Source organism: uncultured Chitinophaga sp., assembly GCF_902168175.1.
Taxonomy (GTDB): Bacteria; Bacteroidota; Bacteroidia; order Chitinophagales; family Chitinophagaceae; genus Chitinophaga.
In genome coordinates this window covers 44,569-65,573 of sequence record NZ_CABHOU010000069.1, presented here as the reverse complement: position 1 = coordinate 65,573, position 21,005 = coordinate 44,569, and the positions used below count along the sequence as shown (strand labels likewise).

The 21,005-nt window shown below is 47.7% G+C and carries 20 protein-coding genes; 16 read left to right on the top strand and 4 right to left on the bottom strand.

The features are described 5' to 3' along the window. Positions 1–42 precede the first annotated feature (42 nt). The gene (locus QZT80_RS14515) at positions 43–816 is read right to left on the bottom strand and encodes a sulfite exporter TauE/SafE family protein (RefSeq protein ID WP_295123167.1); all 774 of its coding nucleotides are present in this window, start codon (positions 814–816) and stop codon (positions 43–45) included. Between the two features lie 72 nt (positions 817–888). Here QZT80_RS14515 and QZT80_RS14510 point away from each other — a divergent pair, with 72 nt between their 5' ends. Beyond that, positions 889–2,100, top strand: coding sequence for an MFS transporter (locus tag QZT80_RS14510; RefSeq protein ID WP_295123164.1), 1,212 nt, complete (start codon positions 889–891; stop codon positions 2,098–2,100). Here QZT80_RS14510 and QZT80_RS14505 read toward each other — a convergent pair. From QZT80_RS14505 to QZT80_RS14495, 3 genes are read right to left on the bottom strand one after another with little or no spacing between them, the layout of a single operon-like run. Next, on the bottom strand, positions 2,097–3,392 hold the full coding sequence (locus QZT80_RS14505; protein WP_295123161.1) for a radical SAM protein: 1,296 nt from the start codon (positions 3,390–3,392) through the stop codon (positions 2,097–2,099). The genes QZT80_RS14510 and QZT80_RS14505 overlap by 4 nt on opposite strands. Positions 3,393–3,402: 10 nt before the next feature. Then, complete coding sequence (locus QZT80_RS14500; protein ID WP_295123158.1) at positions 3,403–4,011, bottom strand: hypothetical protein; 609 nt, start codon at positions 4,009–4,011, stop codon at positions 3,403–3,405. Further along, entirely contained in the window at positions 4,004–5,047 is a 1,044-nt protein-coding gene (locus tag QZT80_RS14495) for an agmatinase family protein (protein ID WP_295123155.1), read from the bottom strand. Before QZT80_RS14495 ends, QZT80_RS14500 begins: the two co-directional genes overlap by 8 nt. Before the next feature lie 156 nt (positions 5,048–5,203). Here QZT80_RS14495 and QZT80_RS14490 point away from each other — a divergent pair, with 156 nt between their 5' ends. The 15 genes from QZT80_RS14490 to QZT80_RS14420 all read left to right on the top strand — a co-directional run bounded on the left by QZT80_RS14490 (position 5,204) and on the right by QZT80_RS14420 (position 20,960). Further along, positions 5,204–5,602, top strand: a complete 399-nt coding sequence (locus QZT80_RS14490) for a cytochrome c maturation protein CcmE (RefSeq protein WP_295123152.1) — start codon at positions 5,204–5,206, stop codon at positions 5,600–5,602. 159 nt (positions 5,603–5,761) lie between these two features. Next, the gene (gene ccsA / locus QZT80_RS14485) at positions 5,762–8,221 is read left to right on the top strand and encodes a cytochrome c biogenesis protein CcsA (RefSeq protein WP_295123149.1); all 2,460 of its coding nucleotides are present in this window, start codon (positions 5,762–5,764) and stop codon (positions 8,219–8,221) included. A 74-nt stretch (positions 8,222–8,295) separates the two neighbouring features. Continuing rightward, on the top strand, positions 8,296–9,300 hold the full coding sequence (locus tag QZT80_RS14480; protein WP_295123146.1) for an alpha/beta fold hydrolase: 1,005 nt from the start codon (positions 8,296–8,298) through the stop codon (positions 9,298–9,300). A 1,068-nt stretch (positions 9,301–10,368) separates the two neighbouring features. Then, on the top strand, positions 10,369–10,980 hold the full coding sequence (locus QZT80_RS14475) for a DUF4294 domain-containing protein (protein WP_295123144.1): 612 nt from the start codon (positions 10,369–10,371) through the stop codon (positions 10,978–10,980). An 89-nt stretch (positions 10,981–11,069) separates the two neighbouring features. Continuing rightward, positions 11,070–11,801: a bacillithiol biosynthesis deacetylase BshB1 gene (gene bshB1 / locus QZT80_RS14470; protein WP_295123140.1), complete on the top strand. Its 732-nt coding sequence runs from the start codon at positions 11,070–11,072 to the stop codon at positions 11,799–11,801. A gap of 69 nt (positions 11,802–11,870) precedes the next feature. Beyond that, entirely contained in the window at positions 11,871–12,773 is a 903-nt protein-coding gene (locus tag QZT80_RS14465; protein WP_295123137.1) for a serine hydrolase, read from the top strand. Between the two features lie 520 nt (positions 12,774–13,293). Then, positions 13,294–13,848, top strand: a complete 555-nt coding sequence (locus QZT80_RS14460; protein ID WP_295123134.1) for a peroxiredoxin — start codon at positions 13,294–13,296, stop codon at positions 13,846–13,848. 62 nt (positions 13,849–13,910) lie between these two features. Beyond that, positions 13,911–14,501 carry a carboxymuconolactone decarboxylase family protein gene (locus QZT80_RS14455; RefSeq protein ID WP_295123131.1) on the top strand — a complete coding sequence of 197 codons (591 nt, stop codon included), beginning with the start codon at positions 13,911–13,913 and terminating at the stop codon, positions 14,499–14,501. A 158-nt stretch (positions 14,502–14,659) separates the two neighbouring features. Then, positions 14,660–14,896 carry a 50S ribosomal protein L28 gene (gene rpmB, locus QZT80_RS14450; RefSeq protein ID WP_295123129.1) on the top strand — a complete coding sequence of 79 codons (237 nt, stop codon included), beginning with the start codon at positions 14,660–14,662 and terminating at the stop codon, positions 14,894–14,896. Between the two features lie 31 nt (positions 14,897–14,927). Next, positions 14,928–15,110 carry a 50S ribosomal protein L33 gene (gene rpmG, locus QZT80_RS14445; RefSeq protein WP_295123126.1) on the top strand — a complete coding sequence of 61 codons (183 nt, stop codon included), beginning with the start codon at positions 14,928–14,930 and terminating at the stop codon, positions 15,108–15,110. Positions 15,111–15,205: 95 nt separating this feature from the next. Beyond that, entirely contained in the window at positions 15,206–15,379 is a 174-nt protein-coding gene (locus tag QZT80_RS14440; protein WP_295123122.1) for a DUF4295 family protein, read from the top strand. 89 nt (positions 15,380–15,468) lie between these two features. Next, entirely contained in the window at positions 15,469–16,428 is a 960-nt protein-coding gene (gene ftsY, locus QZT80_RS14435; protein WP_295123119.1) for a signal recognition particle-docking protein FtsY, read from the top strand. Between the two features lie 293 nt (positions 16,429–16,721). Next, positions 16,722–17,597, top strand: a complete 876-nt coding sequence (locus QZT80_RS14430) for a cupin-like domain-containing protein (RefSeq protein WP_295123115.1) — start codon at positions 16,722–16,724, stop codon at positions 17,595–17,597. 185 nt (positions 17,598–17,782) lie between these two features. Beyond that, entirely contained in the window at positions 17,783–19,090 is a 1,308-nt protein-coding gene (gene rimO / locus QZT80_RS14425; RefSeq protein ID WP_295123112.1) for a 30S ribosomal protein S12 methylthiotransferase RimO, read from the top strand. 79 nt (positions 19,091–19,169) lie between these two features. Next, entirely contained in the window at positions 19,170–20,960 is a 1,791-nt protein-coding gene (locus QZT80_RS14420) for a DEAD/DEAH box helicase (RefSeq protein WP_295123109.1), read from the top strand. Positions 20,961–21,005 lie beyond the last annotated feature (45 nt).

The following is a 21,005-nucleotide window of genomic DNA, read 5'->3' as shown; positions in this document are numbered from 1 at the left end:
TAAGCTGATGGGTGTTTTTAAGGGAACGGTAAACTGCGCTGCTTATTGCCCTTTGATGAACAGATCGTACGCAAACCGCAGTATGGTGCAGCAAATCACCGCCAGGAAAAAGTAGCGCACCATCTTATTACCCTTTAATATCGCCAGCCTGGCACCGAAGAAAGAGCCGCAGAGGTTACTGATAGCCATGGGTATCGCCATCTTCCAGATAATTAAACCTTTTACACCAAAGTAGATGATGGAAGCCATATTGGTAGCCAGGTTCACACTTTTTGCATGCGCACTGGCGTGCAGGAAGTCCAATCCCATCACTCCCACAAATAATAAAATAAAAAAGCTACCGGTACCGGGCCCGAAGAACCCGTCGTAAAAGCCAATAACAGCTACTATGGCAATGCTTAACGGCCAGGCGTTACGCACCGGCGGCCTGGCTTCGGTATTTTGCCCGAAACCTTTGTTGAGGAAAGTATAAATAGCGATGCCTACCAGCACACACAACATAAACGGTTTCAGGAATTGGTTAGGCAGTTTGCTCACCATCGACGAACCTAAAAAGGAAGCGGCAAAAGCTGTGATACCCATTACGATCAGCAGTTTGGTGTGCATGCGCACCTTTTTGGAATAGGTGTACGTGGCCAGTGCGGTACCTGAAAAGGAAGGTATTTTCGTAGTGCCCAGCAGTGCGGGCACCGGGTAGCTGGGAAAAAGAAACAGCAGGGCAGGTGTTTGAATAAGACCTCCGCCGCCTACGATCGCATCCACAAAGCCTGCGCAGAAAGAAAAGGCGCACAACACGAGTATTGAAGTTTCCAACATGCGCGCAAAGGTACAAATGTGCGGGCAGTATTTGGAATTTGATACGCCTCAGCGTAGCTTCGCGTGATCACTATGCTTAACAAAACAATTGCGCTGTACCGTGGCGCTTACGGAGGTTTGTCCCCATCTACCTGGCTGCTGTCGCTCGTGCTGCTCATTAACAGAAGCGGCGCGATGGTCATTCCTTTTATGACGGTGTACCTCACGCAACACCTGCATTTCTCGCTCGCCGATGCGGGCCTGGTAATGGCATGTTTTGGAGCAGGAGCGGTAATCGGCGCTTACGCAGGTGGTAAACTCACTGACACTATCGGTTTTGCGCGTGTGCAGTTCTGGAGCCTTTTCGTAAACGGACTTTTCTTCATTCTGTTAGGGCAGATGCGCTCCCTGCACAGTATCATGCTTTGTATTTTCTGTATGGCCTCTGTGGGCGAAGCTTTCCGTCCGGCCAATGCTTCCGCTATCGCTCATTACAGCAATGCCACCACCCGTACCCGGGCCTATTCGCTTAACCGCCTAGCTATCAACCTGGGATTCGCGATTGGCCCCGCTATTGGCGGTATACTCGCCAGCATCAGCTACGACCTTTTGTTTTGGGTAGATGGGGCCAGTTGTGTGGTCGCGGCGTTCCTGATCCACTTTTTACTCGATCCGTCTAAAGCCAATAAAGAAGAACATCATACCGATACGCCGCTGATGACCAGTGGTTCTGCTTACCGCGACAAACCTTACCTGGTATTCATTTTCCTGTGTATGATCAACGCCGTTTGCTTCTTCCAGATGTTCACCATCGTGCCGGTGTACTTCAAGGAAACGTTACACATGAACGAGTTCCTGATCGGCATTTGTATGTCGGTGAACGGGCTGCTGATAGCGCTGGTAGAGATGTTGCTGATATTTAAACTGGATGGTAAGCGGCATAGCCTGGTGTTCATCGGTTACGGACTTTTACTGGAAGCGGTGTGTTTCCTGGGCTTTGTATTATTACCACAGCAGATATGGGTGGCCTTCCTGTTTATGGGCGCCATCACCTTCGGGGAAATGATGACATTGCCGTTTATGAACTCATTCTGGATATCGCGCAGTGCCTCGCATAACCGGGGCCAGTACGCGGCTTTATACACGATCTCTTACTCTGTGGCACACATTATTGCGCCTACACTTGGTTCGCGTATGGCACAATGGGTGGGCTTTACCAACTGGTGGCTGGTAACGAGCGTACTTTGCCTGTTAACCTTTGCAGGTTTCAGGTGGTTATGGCAAAGAGTGGTAAAAGAAGCCTAGTAGTGCGCGAAGTCTGCTTCGTAATCGCCCTTAATCCTTTCCATTGGAGGGTTAAAGTAACCGTACTTCAGATCAGGAAATTCTTCCTGGATCAGGTCCATCAGTTGCTTCATGCCTAATATCTCACCCGTTTCACCGGCCCCGATCTTACCGAGGTACCAGTCTGGGTCGATATTAAAGTTACGCCACTGGATCATGTTCAGGCCTGTTTCGCGTATCAGCTTGCGCAGTGCTTCATATTCTTCCACGCTATCGGTCATACCGGGGAATACGAAGTAGTTGATGGAAGTCCAGCCGCCGAATTCGCGTACCACTTTCAGGCTTTCGATGATGTCTTCGAAGCGGTAGTTGTTCGGGCGGTAGTACGGTGTATAGATATGTTCGCGCGCAGAGTTAAGGCTTACACGTATGCTGTTAAGGCCAGCTTCGCACAAGGCTCTTACGGCGTTGGGTTTACTTCCGTTGGTATTGATGTTGATGCTTCCTTTCGGTGTGTGTTTACGCATTTCGATGATAGACTCCCGAATGGTTTCCCACATCAGCAAAGGCTCGCCTTCGCAACCCTGACCAAAACTTACGATCGGGTAGGGCGCTGTTTCCAGGTGAGGTACCGTAAACTCTACGATTTCCTGGGCCGTCGGTTTAAACGTAAGACGGTCCTGCGTGCTCACGATCGTTTCTTCTTCCGGCTGGAAGGAGATGCAACCTACACAGTTGGCGTTACAGGCAGGTGAAGAGGGGATAGGGCACTCCCATCTTCCCATAAAATAGTTACGGGCGGCGGGGCAGTGGTAAGTAAGCGCACAGTTGTTCGCGAGGTGACTCACCAGGCGGTTGTGCGGGTATGCCTTCTGCAATTCCTTTACACCCTCTTTTACTTTTTTATCATCAAAGCCGGCGCATTCCTGGCGAATGTCCTGCTCTACACGGCGGGCAGGTACATAAAACTTACCGTCGTACCAGCCTACTGCGGTGTAGCAGAACAGGGGCAGGGTAGGCGCGTCGGCCAGTGTTTCGTAAGCAGCTATATAATAACCGGTATGCGCAGGCGGAATGAATGCCGCAACGGCCCAGCCTTTATCGCACAATGCCATATCCCCGGTTTCCACGTCGATGCCAATACCTCTTCTTCCCGGCAGTTCGTACAACTGGCCGCCTTCCGGCAGCTCTATCCACTCGTCGTCGGGTATGGGCATAGCGTCCCAGCCACTGCGGCCGGTTACATGGAGCGAAAGGTCTTCGAAAATATTACCTTTTCCGTCGGAGTATAATATGTAAGGTGCGATATCCAATTGTAATTGTTTAACTGTTAGTGTCTGCCTTTTTGCCGAGGCGTTGAACACAAAATGTATTGATGTCTGATGTTTCTACAGTTCCTATTTCGTCCAGCACTTCCAGCTGCATCAGCTTGTTGTTCTTAAAGTCGATCGTAAACAGGTCGTTCCGCAAAATTACGTTATTCAGCTCGTTCCATCCGTACCGCTTTTGGGAGAAGATGGTGGGCAGTGTAATACCGGTATTGTCCAGCACGGCGTACGAGGTTTGTAATATCTTATATTCTGCATACCCGATGTAGGCAATACCCAGTCCGGCGAAGAATAACATAAACGCGATCATGGGCACCAGGTGCGACAGGAAATACAAACAACCGCTCAGTAACAGGAATGCCTGTATTAAACGGGCGGAGGTATTGACTTCTGCAAACTTACGCGCTTTCCTCAACTGGAAAGGCAGTACCAGGCTGCCTATACCGGCCAGTATGTACAAACTCACCAGCGACCAGTTAGGTGCCGGCATACGGTAGGCCCCTATGGCGTTAAACAGGAAAAGCACGCCAACAAGACCATGCATTACAGGTTGCATACGCAGCCTGGTAATGGCATTAGGATGCAGAATTCTGAATTTATGCATTGCTTTTGATCATATAATTACACAGCTTAAACAATACCCTTGCGCCCACATTGGCATCCCACTCATCGTGGCCCGCGCTCACTTCATTGAGGTCGAAGCCGATCAACCGGCGGCCACTTTCAATCAGTTTACGGAAAAGGTAAAACATTTGCTCTGCTTCAAAACCACCTGGTACCGGGGTACCGGTATGCGGACACAGTTTAGGGTCCAGGCCATCGATATCAAAACTGATATATACCTGCTGTGGCAGGGTGTCGATGATACTGTCGCAGATTGATTTCCAGTTCTCGCCTTCAAACATCCTTTCTTTGATGTCTTTGTCGAAAAACGTGGTTACCCTGTCGTTATGTTCGTTGATATAATTAACTTCTTCTTCGCAGTAGTCGCGTATACCCACCTGTACCAGCTTTTTGAGCTGCGGCACTTCTTTAAGCGCGTTGTACATAATGGAAGCATGCGAGTAGGTAAAGCCCTCGTAGCTGTCGCGCAAATCGCAGTGAGCGTCGATCTGCAGGATGCCAAAGTCACCTTTGTGATCGCCGATAGCCTTAAAGAAACCCAGCGGGGTGCTGTGGTCGCCGCCTACGAGGCCTACCAGTTTGCCTTTGTTCAGCAGTTCTTTGGTTTGGTCGTATACCCACTGGATCATTTTCTGCGAACCGGTGTTCACATCATTGATCGATCGCTTCAGGAAGTCGTTTTGGGTAACATCACCACCTTCTATCAGGCATTTAAGGTACAATTCGGCCTCTTTGCGCAGGTAGTCGCTGCGGAGCAGTAACTGGCGGTCGGGGGTACGCATGTAAAAACCTTCTTTCCAGCCGTCTTTTACGTCGGGGTCAAAAAGGTCTACCTGCAGCGAAGCATTAAAAATATGCTCCGGCCCGCGTGCCGTACCATTGCTGTAAGAAACGGTAACCTCCCAGGGAACGGGAAGTAATACCAGCCGGGCTTCTTCCTCGGTAAAAGGAAGGCCGAAAATGTTGTTGGACAGCAAACCGACCGAGTTGGGGTCAAATTGCGATAAATCAGCCATGATGAGTCGTACTTTTCAAGAATTCGCCGCAAAGTTAAGGTAAAAAGGCAACATCAATGGGCGAACTCATCCCTCTCTTTTTCCGTTTCTCCTTTTTTAACGCCCCCGAAACATATTTTGACGTAATTTTGCGCAGTTATTTAATCTGGTAAGGAAATGAAGAAGACCAATATTGTACTGCTGATTATGATCGCGGCTTGTGTGGCCGCACTGGTTATTACGATAGGAGATTTCGGAACGTACGAGACATTTGCTACCGCTAATGCCAAGGAAGGAAAGGTTTACCACGTAGTTGGGGCCCTGGATACCACCAAGACCATGCACTACGATGCGAAAACAGATGCGAACTATTTCTCATTTTACATGAAGGACAAATCAGGGGAGATCAGGAAAGTGATCTACAATGGCACGCGCCCGACTGATTTCGATAAATCCACGGAACTGGTACTGACCGGTAAAATGAAAGATGGCGAATTCCACTGTAATAAGATACTGATGAAGTGCCCGTCTAAATACAAAGACGCACAAACCGTAACCAGCGGTAAAGAAGTTTAATACGGTTATAGATTTATTTTATATCTCGGGAATATAGCCACGGTCCTCAGGTCCGTGGCTATACCTTTACAAGGGATGAACAATTCATGACAAAAGTCATCCTGTTCAAGCCTCTTAATAGTTATTTTAGCAGTTTTTAACACAATCCGACTGTATATCTTGGAAACGAAATTTGTAGGGGAACATTTACTTCCCGGTCAGTTAGGGCATTTCTTTGCGGTACTCGCTTTCGTGGCATCTTTAGTGTCTACGGCAGCGTATTTCTGCTCAGTAAGGGCCAGAGATAAAGATGTGATGTTGAGCGAAAGCTGGCGTAAGCTTGCACGCTTTTCGTTTTTTGTGCAGTCTGCATCGGTACTTTTAGTATTCGGCATCTTATACTATATCATTTCAAATCACCTCTTCGAGTACAAATACGCCTTCCAGCACTCCAGCCGCTCGCTGCCCATGAACTACCTGCTGGCTTGTTTCTGGGAAGGCCAGGAGGGCAGCTTCCTGCTTTGGAGCTTCTGGCATAGCCTGTTGGGCATTGTGCTGATATTTACCACAAAGAAGTGGGAAGCCCCGGTAATGACCGTATTATCCCTGGCACAGGTTTGCCTCGGCTCTATGCTGCTGGGTATTTATATTTTCGACTATCACGTGGGCAGCAACCCCTTCATCCTGATGAGGGAAGAGAATGTGAACGCCCCGATTTTCGCCTCTGCCAATTATATGCAGATGGACTTTATGAAAGACGGTAACGGTCTTAATATCCTGCTGCAGAACTACTGGATGGTAATTCACCCGCCGGTACTGTTCCTCGGTTTTGCCTGCACCATCGTTCCTTTTGCCTTTGCTTTTGCCGGTTTGTGGACCAAAGACTTTGGCGGATGGATTAAACCGGCATTACCCTGGGCGCTGTTCGGCACCATGATGCTGGGTACCGGTATTATGATGGGCGCTGCCTGGGCGTACGAATCGCTTACCTTCGGCGGTTACTGGGCCTGGGACCCTGTGGAAAACGCCTCCCTGGTGCCGTGGCTTACGCTGGTGGCAGGTATACATACCCTGCTGGCTTACAAAAGCAGCGGGCATGCACTTAAATCCACCTTCTTCTTCTTCATTATCTCCTTTGTACTGATACTGTACTCTACGTTCCTGACCAGGAGCGGTATTTTGGGTCAAACCTCCGTTCACGCCTTTACCGATCTGGGTATGAGCGGACAGTTGCTCATTTTCATGGGCGTTTTCACCATCCCGGCGATCTGGCTGCTGATCAAATACAACAAACAGATCCCATCTCCTAAAAAGGAAGAAAGTACTTACAGCCGCGAGTTCTGGTTGTTCGTGGGCTCGCTGATCCTGCTGGTATCGGCCATCCAGATCACTTACGCTACCTCTATCCCTGTTTGGGCCAAGATCCCCGGTTTAGAGAACCTGGCGCCACCGGCAGAACCTGAATTCTATTATAACAAGATCCAGATATGGGTGGCTATCGTGATTGGCCTGCTTACGGCCATGATCCAGTACCTGAAGTTTAAGGATACGCCAAAAGGTACTGTGCTGAAGAAACTGTTGTTACCGATCATTATCTCCCTGGTCGCTACGATAGCGATCATCATTTTCGGTAAACTCAATTACAGCAAGTATGGCGCAGGTTTCCTGGTAGCCATTTACTTCATGCTTTTCGCCAGTATTTTCGCCATCACAGGCAACTTCATATACATCTTTGTCGGTGCAAAAGGCAAAATGAAGGCCGCGGGCGCTTCGGTGGCACACATCGGTTTCGGTATGGTGTTGCTGGGTGTGCTCATCTCTTCCTCTAAAATGCAGGTGCTTTCTGTAGACAGGGCTGGTGTACTGGAAGGTTACTTTACGAAAGAAAGCAAGCAGGACTCGCGTGAGAACCTGATGCTGCCGAAGAACATGCCTATCCAGATGGGTGATTATTACGTGACCTATGTAGGCGACTCTTCTGCCGTGGGTGATCCTAAATCGTACTATGTAGTGCGTTACGAACGTAAGCCTAATCGTGATGCGCAGCCTACCGAGCGTTTCACCCTGTATCCCGATGCGTTTATGAACGCAAAAGGGCAGGAGGGTACCATCACACCTAACCCGGCTTCCAAACACTATCTGACTAAAGATATTTTTACCTACGTAACTGGCTTGCCTGACAAACAGCAGATCAAAGAAGCCGCTAAGTTCAAACCTTACAAGCTGAAAGAAGGCGACTCTGTGTTCTTTTCCCAGGGCTTTATGGTGATGCGCGGCCTGGAACAGCAGCCTAAGAAATCGGGTTATACACCGCAGGCAGGCGATATAGCCGTATCTGCAAAACTGGACGTATTTACCAAGGATGCCCGCCACTTCGAAGTGAACCCTGTGTTTTACTTACGCGGTAACCAGGTAGGGCAGGTGGAAGATTCGGTAGCAGAGCTGTCGCTGAACGTACAGTTCTCCAAAATTATCCCCGAGGAAAAACAGATCGAGCTGATGATCAAAGAGGTAGATAACTCCGATGATTATATCGTATTACGTGCGCTCGTATTTCCATATATTAATGTACTTTGGATAGGAATATTGGTGATGATCGTCGGATTCGTCATGAGTATGTACTACAGGATCAAACGATGACCTGTCCGGCGGCCGGCGAAAGTAGTTTACGCTACTTCCGCCGGATCGCTATCGTACATTAAAAGGAAGTCCTTATGCTAAAGAAAAAATGGCTTATTCCCCTGGCCGTTCTTGCCCTGCTGGCAATTGTTTTCGCCCTTGGTCCCCGGCCTGCCCCTCCCGTTATTACAGGCCCTTTACCGGCCGTTCCGTCCCTTGCAGACAGTCTTGAGCATCATGTAGCTGCCAATGAGCAGCAACACCGGATTAAACCTGGTAATGAGGCTAAAATCGTGTGGTACGATTCCCTGCGTCATAAAACACCCGTCAGTATCGTTTACCTGCACGGCTTTTCTGCCAGCGAAATGGAAGGTAACCCTGTTCATCGTGACATTGCCCGCCGCTTTGGTGCTAACCTTTACCTGGCCCGCCTTGATGGTCATGGTATAGATACCAGTGAGCCACTGTTGCACATGACGGCCACCGGCTTACTCCGCGATGCCCGCCAGGCCCTGGCTATTGGCCGTCAGCTCGGCGACAAGGTGATACTGGTAGGTACATCTACCGGCGGCACCCTGGCGCTTACGCTGGCAGCACAGTTCCCGAAGGAAGTATTCGCCGTGATCAATCTTTCGCCCAACATCTCCATCAACGAAGCGATGATTGAAATGGTAGATGCACCGTGGGGGCTGCAGATTTCCCGGCTGGTAAGCGGCGGCGACTATGCAGTGTCTACACCAAAGTATCCCGATCAGCCTAAATACTGGTTCTCTAAGTACCGCCTCGAAGCGGTAGTAGAATTGCAGAACCTGATCGATAACACTATGTTAGCCAAAACGTTCCGCGCTATCCGCCAGCCGGTGCTCACCCTCTATTATTACAAGAATGAACAAGAGCAGGACCCTACCGTGAAGGTGCCGGCCATGCTCAGGATGAACGAGGAACTCGGTACCCCGGCCGCTCTCAAAAAGGCGGTAGCTATCCCTAACGCCGGCGCCCATGTAATTGGGTCCAGCATTACTTCCAAAGACGTGCCCGCCGTGGAAAGAGAAATCACCGCCTTCCTGAAAGACGTGCTGGGCTTACAGGAAGTGAGCTGAGGCAATTTTTAACCAATATGTCAAAGAACTTTTGATAGCCAGGAGGCTTTTCCTCCCGGCTACCCGTTATCCAAACAGTGCCTTTAAAGCGTCTTACGACGGTAGCCAGGCTTTGGATGACGATGAATTGCTAAGGTACGGTCGTGAAATGCCCGTTTGGCTGAGAATGGGATGAAGCTTAGTAACCCTTGGGACGAAGGATAGAGAAGCCTGGGACGAAGGCCCTGTTGGTCCTCTGAAACCCTTTTCCAGCGCGGGATACAACTCGTATTAGCAGTTTGTCTATATGCATTGACGTAAGACTCATTTGCTTGCGCACACGTTTCGGTTCATTATGTCAAAGCGCTTTTGATAGCAGAGAGGCTTTTCCTCCCGGCTACCCCTTACCCAAATGTTGCCTTTCAACCATCTTACGACCGTAGCCAGGCGTTGGATAACGATGCATGCAGCAAAGGTACGGTCGTGAAATGCCGGTTTGCGGAGAAAAGGAATGAAGTATGCAAGAGGAGGGAATGAAGGGTGCAGGAAGGGGGAATGAAACTCATAATAATCCTCTGAAACCCTTTATAGGTGCGGAGTATAACTCATATAACAATTTAGTTCATGTGGATTTGTTTAAGATTCACTTGCTTACAGATGTATTTGGCCTGGTAAAGTCGTTAAACCCGCTAACGACCTATGTTCGTTCGATGAAGGTATATCGATCCTATATCGATCCTTTAATCGCCGTGTGCAGGGGCGTGGGTTTCAGAAGATTTGGATATAGGATGGGTAAAGGATCGATATAGGATGGTGTTGCCCGAAAGATGATTATCGATTTTGGGATTGGTCATTTGAAATATCAGGTTGGCATTTTAATCAACTGATAGTCAGTTTATTTAGTTTTCGCATATGGACGCAGGATATGATGATAGCGGCCTAAGCATAATTACCCAAGGGTTACTTTTCCCCCCTTTGCGTATTAATACAGGAAGTCAGGCTCATCATTTTTTATTTTAAAATGATCTGAGTAATTTTAGAGAAACAAACCCGTTATTCAATTAGGCCCTTAGCCTGTGGATTCAGCTTATGTACCGCAACAGTATCTTATTCCTGATATCAGCTTTTACCTGTCTTTTGCTGGCCAGCTATAACGGCCATGCACAGCAGCGTTCGGGCAGGGATAGTATTCCTGTTCGCGCGGTTATTTACGGTACAGATACGATCCCTTCCATTACCCTCGGTATTTTTGAGGTAGTTGATAAGTTACCCAAACGCCTGCGCAAACAGCGGGAGAAGTGGACACGGCTCAGAAATGCGGTGTATGTAACCTACCCATATGCCCGTTCAGCCTCTCGCATTTTAAAAGACGTGGGTGCCCAGCTGGCTACCATGCCCGACAAGAAAAAGCGCAAAGCCTACCTCAAATCCAAGGAAAAAGAGCTGAAAGAGCAGTTTGGCGACAAACTCACCAACCTGTCGGTTTACCAGGGCAAAATACTGATGAAGCTTATTCACCGCGAAACAGGGGAGAACTGTTTCGAGATCATCAAAGAGTTGAAGGGCGGTTTTAATGCCCAGCTCTATCAAACGGTAGCCTTTTTCTTCGGCGGTAATCTCAAAAGCGAGTACGATCGCGAGGAAGACCGGGACATTGAGTCTATTGTCCAGGAAATGCAACTCTACAACTACTACAATTAGCCCTTTTTTTTACCTGCCGCATTTTACTCATCTTTGCAAACTATTTGTTGCAACAGGCTTTCTCGGAAGCCACAAAACGATACGCAAAGATGATGAAACTGGATATTCTCGCCATAGCGGTACATCCCGATGATGTGGAGCTGGGTTGTGCGGGCACATTGCTGGCACATAAGGCGCAGGGACTAAAGACTGGAATTATCGACCTCACCCGTGGGGAACTGGGTACCCGCGGTACTCCCAAACTTCGGGTGGAGGAAGCTCTGGCGGCCGCGAAGGTGCTGGGAGTAGACATAAGGGAAAACCTGGGCCTGAAAGATGGCTTTTTCCGTCATGATACCGAAGAACAGATGGCTATTATCACCGCCATCCGTAAATACAAGCCCGAAATAGTGCTGGCCAATGCTCACGACGACCGTCATCCCGACCATGGCCGTGCGGGTAAACTGATTGCCGATTGTTGTTTCCTGGCAGGCCTGCGTAAGGTAGAAACCAGCTTCGATGGGGTGCCACAGGAAGCCTGGCGCCCGAAACAGGTGTTTCATTTTATACAGGACCGTTACCATGAGCCCGATTTCGTGATTGATATTACGCCTTACATTGAACAGAAGGTCGAAGCGATCAGGTGTTTTAAAAGCCAGTTCCTGGCTGCCATGGATAACGAGCCGCAGACCTATATTTCAGGACAGGGTTTCTTCGACAGTGTGTTATACCGTTCGAAAATGCTGGGGAAGATGATCGGGGTGGAGTATGCGGAAGGGTTTACCACCGAGAAGATGGTAGGGCTAAGAAGTTTCAGTGATTTGATCAGTAATGTATCATAGAAAAAGAGCGGCAGATGATGTCGCTCTTTTCGTTTAAAACCCCTATTTTACTGAATCTAAACGAACGTCATGAGAATTAAAGTCCTTTGCCTGCTGTTACTGGCAGCCCTGCCTGCATTTGCACAGAAAGAAGATAAGGAGTTGACCCGCAAACTGAAGCCCCTGCTTGACAAGTTTCATGGGGAGGCGGGTGTATATGTCCATCATCTTAAAAAGAATAAAATAGTAGCCATTAATGCCGATACCGTGTTTCCTACAGCGAGCATGATCAAAACCCCGATTACCGTCGGTGTGTTCGATAAAATAGCTAAAGGGGAATTACAGTACGGGCAACAGCTTGAGTATAAAGATTCGTTGCTGTATGCGGGCGAAGATATCCTGGGATCGTTTAAGGACGGGGAAAAGATAGCGCTCAATAAAGTAATGATGCTGATGCTGACGATGAGCGACAACACCGCCAGTTTGTGGCTGCAGGCGCTGGCGGGTGGGGGCGAAGCCATTAATGCCTGGCTGGATGCCCACGGATTTAAGCATACCCGCGTAAACTCCCGCACCCCGGGCAGGCGCGATAACCAGCGGTTATACGGCTGGGGACAAACCTCGCCGCGTGAAATGGCCACCCTGTTCGAGATGATTTACGCCGGTAAGGTGATCAGTCCGGCCATTAGCGACCGTATTTACCGCAATTTAACCCGTAACTTCTGGGATGGGCAGGGATTGCAGCAAGTGCCCGCAAATGTGCGTACAGCGTCTAAAAATGGCGCTGTAGACGGTTCGAGGTCAGAAGTGATAATGGTAAATGCCCCGCATGGCGACTATGTGTACTGTATTATTACAAAGAATAACCAGGACCAGAGCTGGGCCAAAACGAATGAGGCGTTGGTAATGATGAGAGAAGTGGGGTACACGTTGTGGAGGCACTATGAGAAAAAGAGCAAATGGACTCCTTTCCCCATTGGGGAGCAGCTTTAAAACGGTACAATGGGACCCGCTGCGGTTACGCTATGTGAGCCGGTGATCATTCCCTGACTACCGGCTTAACTTTTTGTGTAGAAAAGTGTGGTACATAACACGCTTAAACTAGATGAACAGATCCTGGGTTGCGTCAAATTCATCGTGTTTAATGATACTGTTTTTGATAAACGGAATCAAAGCAAGGCCAATCGTGAGGACTACTAAAAGTGCATTTTTAATTTTCATATATCCTGTCTTTTAAGTTCTTTCCCTTATATAACTAAATATTGTGCCAAAAGGTTACAATGAAAGGGGGTTAAAATGTTAATTTTTCATTACGGAAGACAGTTGTGAATATACAAACCCTTACTGCTGCCGGATTTCTACTTTATCTTAATCTATATTTACTTAAAACAATATAGATAAAGTCGATAAGGTAAATTTAAAAATCGATTTGATTTTAACCCTATATGTTATGAACTTTGCACCCGGAAAAAAACAACAGACCGTTTAAAAATCAATAAACCGAGATAGTAACATGAAAAATGCAGTTCTTTCAGTAGGTGCACAATTCCCTGAGTTCAAGAAAAAGGCAGTTGTATCCATCGAAAAAGGTAAAGAGTTTTATGACATTTCATCCGAAGAGATCCGTTCTTCCGGTAAATGGATGGTGATGTTCTGGTGGCCTAAAGATTTCACTTTCGTATGCCCTACCGAGATCGCTGAGTTCAACAAACATTTCCAGGATTTTTCTGACCGCGACGCGATCCTGATCGGTGCTTCTACCGACAGCGAGTTCGTTCACGCGGCATGGAGAAGAGATCATGACGATCTGCGTGGTTTGCAGTTCCCGATGCTGGCCGACACTTCTAAGTCGCTGGCTAACGAACTGGGTATCCTGGAAGCAGAAGAAAAAATCGCTTACCGTGCTACTTTCATCGTAGACCCACAAGGTATTGTACGTTGGACTTCTATCTACGACCTGAATGTAGGCCGTAGTGTGAAAGAAGTGATCCGTGTACTGGATGCGCTGCAAACAGACGAGCTGTGCCCCTGCAACTGGCAGAAAGGCGAAGCTACGCTGACAGCTTAATTCTTTCTAAGCCGGTGGATTTCCACCGGCTTTTCTTCATCTGAAAAAAATAAGATTTACATATGTTCGCAACAACTAACCAGGATACAGCTCAACAGCTGTTGCAGGTGGTGGGTTTGTCTGGCAGCGGCCTGCCCGCCCAGCTTGATAAACTGGCTTCGGCCGACGCCAGGTACCTGAAAGACCTGAAAATCAACGTAACCAATGCGCTGGATGCAGCTACCCTGAATAAAAAGGAAGCCTACCTGATTGGTGTGGCCGTGGCTATGAACGAGAAATTAGGTACCTTACAGTCCGCATTCGAGAAACTGGCTACAGAAGCTGGCGCTACCGAAAAGGACATTGCCGAAACCATCAGCTGTACTTCACTGATGAACGCCAATAACGTGTATTACCGTTTCCGTCACTTCGTGAACAAGGAGTTTTACACCAATGCACCAGCGGGTATCCGTATGAGCATTATGGCAAACCCGGTGCTTGGAAAAGAGTTTTTTGAGCTGCTGAGCCTTGTAGTGTCGGCACTTAATGGCTGCGAAATGTGTGTTACCTCGCATGAGGAGGCCCTTTTGAAGCATGGTACCGAGCCGCAGCGTGTTGCAGATGCGGTAAGATTAGGGGCGGTTGTAAAGAGTCTCGTAGTAGTGCTGGCGTAAGCTACCACAAAGGATTTAAAGTAAAATTCGACTATAAACATCACTGCAAAACTGTCTAATAAATTAGACGCCTTACTTTTTTGTGAATAAATAGAGTTAATATAATTTGCTATTTCCACAAAAGAATGCGACTTTTGCAGTCCAAAATTTTAAGGAACATGGCAAGAGTATGTCAGGTGACAGGAAAGAAGCCTATTACAGGCCATCACGTATCTTTCTCTAACATCAAAACAAAGAGAAGGTTTCTGCCCAATCTGCAGAAAAAACGTTTTTTCCTCGCCGAAGAAGATCGCTGGATCACTATGAAGGTGTCTGCTGATGGTTTAAGAACTATCAACAAAAGAGGTTTATTTGTAGTTGTAAAAGAACTGCGTGCGGCCGGCCAGCAAATCTAATTTATAGGATCAACTTTAACATTTATACAAAATGGCAAAAAAAGGTAACAGGGTGCAGGTAATACTGGAATGCACAGAGCATAAAACCTCTGGTCAGCCCGGTACTTCTCGTTACATCACCAACAAGAACAAGAAAAACACTCCTGAGCGTCTGGAGATGAAAAAGTACAATCCTATTCTGAGGAAAGTAACTGTACACAAAGAAATTAAATAAGGTCAACTTAATTGCCTGGCTGTTAATCGTTTAAGACTACGATTAGCGCTTGATGATTGACACCTTTAACAATTAACGATTAACTTGTATATAAGATGGCAAAAGCAGCATCTAAGAACTCGAAAGTAAAAGACACGAAAGCGGCGGCTGAGTCGAAAGTGTGGACGAAAGTGATTAAAGCGGTTCGCTCTCCTAAATCAGGTGCTTATACCTTTAAGGATCAGATCATCCATAAAGATAAAGTTCAGGAGTATTTTAACCAGAAGTAATTCGGCTTTACTGATAATATTGCACGAAAGCTGTCCATACAAGAGGACGGCTTTTTGTGTTTTTCCGTTAACCATCAACTTTTGAATAAATGGGTTTTTTTGACAAACTCTTTTCGCGTGAAAAGAAGGAGAGCCTGGACCAGGGTTTACAGAAGACTAAAGAGAGCTTTCTTGGGAAGATAGGACGCGCCATTGCGGGTAAATCCACCGTGGACGCAGAAGTGCTGGATAACCTGGAAGAAGCATTGGTAGGAGCGGATGTGGGAGTTGATACGACCGTGAAAATTATTAATCGTATTGAGGAACGTGTTTCGAAAGACAAATACCTGAATACGAGTGAGTTGAATAAAATATTGCAGGACGAAATAGCGGCCCTGCTGGTAGATGCGCCCGATTCCGGTTTCCGGGATTTCGATGTGCCTGCTGGTAAAAAACCTTACGTAATTATGGTAGTGGGGGTTAACGGGGTAGGTAAAACGACCACTATCGGCAAACTGGCCTATAACTTCAAGAAGGCCGGTAAATCGGTACTGCTGGGCGCGGCGGATACGTTTCGTGCTGCTGCGGTTGACCAGCTTACGATATGGAGCGAAAGGGTAGGCGTGCCGATCGTGAAACAGCAAATGGGTTCCGACCCGGGCGCTGTGGCCTTTGATACCGTACAAAGTGGTGTTGCGCGTGATGTAGATGTTATTATTATAGATACCGCCGGTCGCCTGCACAACAAAATTCACCTGATGGATGAGTTGAGCAAGATCAAAAGGGTGATGAACAAGATCATCCCTGATGCGCCGCATGAGGTGTTGCTGGTACTGGATGGTTCCACCGGGCAGAATGCCCTGGAACAGGCCAAACAGTTTACTGCCGCCACCGAGGTTACCTCCCTGGCTATCACCAAACTGGATGGTACCGCTAAAGGCGGCGTAGTACTGGCCATTGCGAACCAGTTTAAAATACCCGTGAAATACATTGGTATCGGCGAGAAAATGGAAGATCTACAGGTGTTCAACCGGGTAGAGTTTGTTGACTCGCTGTTTAGCATGAAATAACCGATCAAAGATTTTTAGTAAGAAAAGTTTGATGTTTTTCTGGAAGTCCTGGCTTTTGCCGGGACTTTTTATTTTGCGGTGTATACACCTTCATGGTGAGTAGGGAAGTGTCGTTGAAGGGTGTGACACAACGGCGGCCCAATAGTGAACTGTTGTCTGTTTCCCCCTTTTTATTGCCTTTTCCACCGCATTTATCCACCGGCAATGCACACACTTACAATGGGTTGCGCGTTGAATGTTTCAATTCCTTAAATTTGATAAGCGAAATTGTTTCACTCCCAACTATTCCGATCATGCAGATCAAAGAAATCGACAGAATAGAAAGCATTACGCCGGAAGCATTCAGAAGAGATTATTATGAACCACGGAAACCGCTCATTATTACCGGATTATCAAAGAAATGGGCCGCATCGGATAAATGGACCTGGGACTACTTTAAGTCGATAGTAGGCGACAAAACAGTAGGCGTATATAATAACACCCGCGCGGGCGCTAAGGTGCTGGTAAACGGTGCCGACGACTACATTAAGTTTGGCGATTACCTGGACATGGTGCAGCAGGGGCCTGTGCAGTTAAGGATCTTCCTGTTCAATATCTTCCAGCACGCGCCGCAACTCGTTGATGATTTTACTTTCCCGGACGAACTTATAAAGACATTCCTGAAAAAATACCCGATGCTATTCGTGGGCGGGCAGGGCTCCGTAGCACACATGCACTACGACCTGGACCTCTCGCATATTATGCATACCCAGTTCATAGGCCGGAAAAAGGTGTTATTGATGGATAACAGTCAGAGCGAGCTGATTTACCGGATGCCTTGCACGGTAGAAAGCTCTGCCAGCTTTGTAAAGTGGTATGAAAAACTGGAAACGGAGCATTTTCCGGCACTTAATTATGCGCAGGCTTATACTACCACGCTGGAGCATGGAGATACCATGTGGATGCCTGCCGGGTACTGGCATCATATGGAATATATAGACCCGGGATTTGCCATGAGCCTTAGGGGCCTCGACGATACCATAGGCGGCAAGGTGAATGCCGTGTATCACTTGCTGGGACTGCGTGGCATGAACAATTTACTGATTAAGGTAGCACCCGAATGGTGGTACAATTACAAGCGTAAAGTGGCCAAACAAAGGGCCGAAAAAGCGATGAGCCGGTTTGTTTAATAAAATATTAACTTACTTTCTCAATTTTATTTGTAACTTTGCAACTTCTTCAGCCACACTAAGGCTCATAGTCACACACACAACAGTAAGTCTGCTGTTTTCGCAATTCGTGTCTGCGTGTCTTCGTGGTGGTAACGGTAACTGGATAGCTTCCATCTGCCGGGACTTAAAAACATCGCATTCATTTGAAGACAAGAACATTACAAAAAGATAAGGTTAATATTATTACGCTTGGTTGTTCCAAGAACATGGTGGATTCAGAGGTATTAAGCGGTCAGCTTAAAGCCAACGATATTGATGTTGTACACGAAAGTGGCAAGAGAGACCACAACATTGTAGTGGTGAACACCTGCGGGTTTATTGACAAGGCGAAAGAAGAATCGATCAACACTATATTAGACCAGGTAGATTTAAAGAAGAAAGGCAAGCTGGACAAGGTTTATGTAACTGGTTGTCTTAGTGAGCGTTACCGTGGCGATCTGGAACAGGAAATTCCTGAAGTAGATGCCTGGTTTGGTACGATGGAGTTGCCCCTTATTCTTAAGAAATTCGACGCCGACTATAAGTCAGAACTGATCGGCGAACGTTTACTCAGTACACCATCACATTACGCTTATCTCAAGATCGCAGAAGGTTGTAACCGTACTTGTTCTTTTTGCGCCATTCCGCTGATGCGTGGTGGGCACGTTTCCAAACCGATTGAAGAATTGGTGCAGGAAGCAGAGAAACTGGTACGTTCCGGCGTGAAAGAGATCATGCTGATTGCGCAGGAGCTTACCTATTATGGTTTGGACCTGTACAAAAAGCGCCGTCTGGCCGACCTTATGAACGCTTTGGCGGATGTAAAAGGCCTGGAATGGATTCGTTTACATTATGCTTATCCCACTAAGTTCCCAATGGAAATTTTAGAGGTGATGAAGCAACGTGATAATATCTGTAACTATCTCGACATGCCTTTGCAGCACATCGCAGACCCGATGCTGAAAGCCATGAAGCGCCAGATCACACGTCAGGAAATATTAGACCTGGTTAAATCTATCCGCGAGCAGGTACCCGGCATTTGCCTTCGTACTACGCTCATTGCAGGTTTCCCCGGCGAAACACTGGAAGATGTGGAAGATGTGAAAAGGTTCCTGGAGGAGGTTCGTTTTGACAGGGTGGGGGTATTTACCTACAGCCATGAAGAAGGTACCAGTGCGCACGATTTGGAGGATAATATTCCAGCCGAAGAAAAAGAGCGCCGGGCACAGGATATCATGGAAACCCAGCAGGAGATATCGCTGGAGAAAAATCAGGAGAAAGTCGGTAAAGTGTTCCGCGTGATCGTGGACAAGAAAGAATCCGGCCGTTACCTGGCACGCACTGAGTTTGATTCGGTAGAAGTGGATAATGAGGTAATCATTAACACCGACAGGAGACTGAAGCCGGGCGAGTTCGTGAACGTGAAGATCACAAAAGCATTTGACTACGACCTGGAAGGCGAGATCGTCTAGACGTCCGGGTTGGATATAATAACCAAACGGCGTAGAGGCCGTTGCAATTAACAGGCGAAGGAAGCCTGCTTTACACAAGATGACAACATTTGAATCATTAGGGCTGAAGGAGCCCATTCTGCAAGGTGTTTTAGACCTGGGCTTCGTAACACCTACTCCCATACAGGAAAAAGCAATCCCCGTATTGCTTGGCGGCGACAGGGATTTCGTGGGTTTAGCCCAAACCGGTACTGGAAAAACAGCAGCTTTTGGCCTGCCGTTACTGCACCAGCTGGACGTTAAGTCCAAATTCCCACAGGGATTAATTCTTTGCCCGACACGCGAACTCTGTTTACAGATCGTAAATGACCTTAAGAATTTCTCCAAACACCTCGGCGATGTAAACATCGTTGCGGTATATGGTGGCGCCAATATTGGCCTCCAGCTGCGCGAACTGAAAAGAGGCGCGCACATCGTGGTGGCTACACCAGGCCGCCTGCTCGATATTCTTGAGCGTAAGGCTGTAAACTTCGATCAGGTACGTTATGTAGTACTGGACGAAGCGGATGAAATGCTGAACATGGGCTTCCAGGAAGACATTAACAGCATTCTGTCTAACACACCTGAAGAGAAAACCACCTGGTTGTTCTCGGCTACCATGCCACAGGAAGTACGCCGCATCGCACAGAAATACATGGAAAATCCGTTTGAGTTAACCGTTGGCGGTAAAAATACCGGTAACGTGAACATCGAACACGAGTACTATGTAGTTCGTCCCCGCGAAAAGTATGCTGCACTGAAACGTATCGTGGACTTCAATCCAGAGATCTTCGGCATCATCTTTACCCGTACTAAGATCGAATCACAGGAAATTGCTGAATCGCTGATCAAGGATGGTTACAATGCAGACGCGCTGCATGGTGATCTTACCCAGCAGCAGCGTGATAAAGTGATGAAACGTTTCCGCGAAAGGTCCATCCAGCTGCTGATCGCAACAGACGTAGCTGCCCGTGGTATTGACGTAGATAGCGTTACACACGTAATTAACTATGACCTTCCAGATGACGTAGAGAACTATACCCACCGTAGCGGTCGTACCGGCCGTGCTGGTCGTTCAGGTATCTCTATCGCTATCATCAGCGGTCGCGATACCGGGAAAATCCGCCAGATCGAAAGAGTGATCGGTAAGAAATTCATTAAAGCAGAAGTGCCCGATGGATTCGCCGTTTGCGAAAAACAACTGTTCGGCCTTGTTCACCGCGTACACAACGTAGTAGTGAACGAAGAGCAGATCGATCCGTACATGGAACGTATTAACGAGGAGTTCAAAGACATGTCGAAAGAAGACCTGATCAAAAGGTTTGCTTCCCTCGAGTTCAACGAATTCCTGGAATACTACCAGGACGCTGCTGATCTGAACGTGAAAGAAGAACGCCGTACACCTGGTGATGGTAATACCATGAGCAGCCGTGGCACTGGTAAATTCACCCGCCTGTTCATTAACCTGGGCTCTGTGGATGATTTTACCCGTGGCGATATGTTGCGTTTCCTCTGCGATAGCACAGGTATCCGTGGCAATAAAATAGGCCGTATCGATCTGAAAGGTGTTTACTCCTTCTTTGAAGTAGAAAATGACGAAGTAAGCAAAGTATACGAAAGCTTTAAAAAGTTAGATTATAACGGTCGTACGGTACGCATCGAAGCTTCCCAGGATAGCCAGGGTGGTTCAGGTGGTGGTGGCGGCGAAAGACGTAAGTCTTTCAGCGGTCGTAGCGCCGAAGGCGGTTTCCGTAAAGGCTGGCAGGGTGCTGGCGGAGAAGGCGGCGGTAGCCGTGGTTTCCGTGAGAAGCGTGAGTATGGCGCACGCCCCGCTTTCAAAGGCAAAAAATAGTCTGAAATAGACAAGTATATTGGCTCCGTGTTTGCTAAGGTTTTA

Excerpts from the sequence above, each read along its gene's own strand:
- QZT80_RS14515 (WP_295123167.1), bottom strand. The coding sequence starts at position 816 with ATGTTGGAAACTTCAATACTCGTGTTGTGCGCCTTTTCTTTCTGCGCA.
- QZT80_RS14510 (WP_295123164.1), top strand. The coding sequence starts at position 889 with ATGCTTAACAAAACAATTGCGCTGTACCGTGGCGCTTACGGAGGTTTG.
- QZT80_RS14500 (WP_295123158.1), bottom strand. The coding sequence starts at position 4,011 with ATGCATAAATTCAGAATTCTGCATCCTAATGCCATTACCAGGCTGCGT.
- QZT80_RS14495 (WP_295123155.1), bottom strand. The coding sequence starts at position 5,047 with ATGGCTGATTTATCGCAATTTGACCCCAACTCGGTCGGTTTGCTGTCC.
- QZT80_RS14490 (WP_295123152.1), top strand. The coding sequence starts at position 5,204 with ATGAAGAAGACCAATATTGTACTGCTGATTATGATCGCGGCTTGTGTG.
- QZT80_RS14480 (WP_295123146.1), top strand. The coding sequence starts at position 8,296 with ATGCTAAAGAAAAAATGGCTTATTCCCCTGGCCGTTCTTGCCCTGCTG.
- QZT80_RS14475 (WP_295123144.1), top strand. The coding sequence starts at position 10,369 with ATGTACCGCAACAGTATCTTATTCCTGATATCAGCTTTTACCTGTCTT.
- bshB1 (WP_295123140.1), top strand. The coding sequence starts at position 11,070 with ATGATGAAACTGGATATTCTCGCCATAGCGGTACATCCCGATGATGTG.
- QZT80_RS14465 (WP_295123137.1), top strand. The coding sequence starts at position 11,871 with ATGAGAATTAAAGTCCTTTGCCTGCTGTTACTGGCAGCCCTGCCTGCA.
- QZT80_RS14460 (WP_295123134.1), top strand. The coding sequence starts at position 13,294 with ATGAAAAATGCAGTTCTTTCAGTAGGTGCACAATTCCCTGAGTTCAAG.
- QZT80_RS14455 (WP_295123131.1), top strand. The coding sequence starts at position 13,911 with ATGTTCGCAACAACTAACCAGGATACAGCTCAACAGCTGTTGCAGGTG.
- rpmB (WP_295123129.1), top strand. The coding sequence starts at position 14,660 with ATGGCAAGAGTATGTCAGGTGACAGGAAAGAAGCCTATTACAGGCCAT.
- rpmG (WP_295123126.1), top strand. The coding sequence starts at position 14,928 with ATGGCAAAAAAAGGTAACAGGGTGCAGGTAATACTGGAATGCACAGAG.
- QZT80_RS14440 (WP_295123122.1), top strand. The coding sequence starts at position 15,206 with ATGGCAAAAGCAGCATCTAAGAACTCGAAAGTAAAAGACACGAAAGCG.
- ftsY (WP_295123119.1), top strand. The coding sequence starts at position 15,469 with ATGGGTTTTTTTGACAAACTCTTTTCGCGTGAAAAGAAGGAGAGCCTG.
- QZT80_RS14430 (WP_295123115.1), top strand. The coding sequence starts at position 16,722 with ATGCAGATCAAAGAAATCGACAGAATAGAAAGCATTACGCCGGAAGCA.
- QZT80_RS14420 (WP_295123109.1), top strand. The coding sequence starts at position 19,170 with ATGACAACATTTGAATCATTAGGGCTGAAGGAGCCCATTCTGCAAGGT.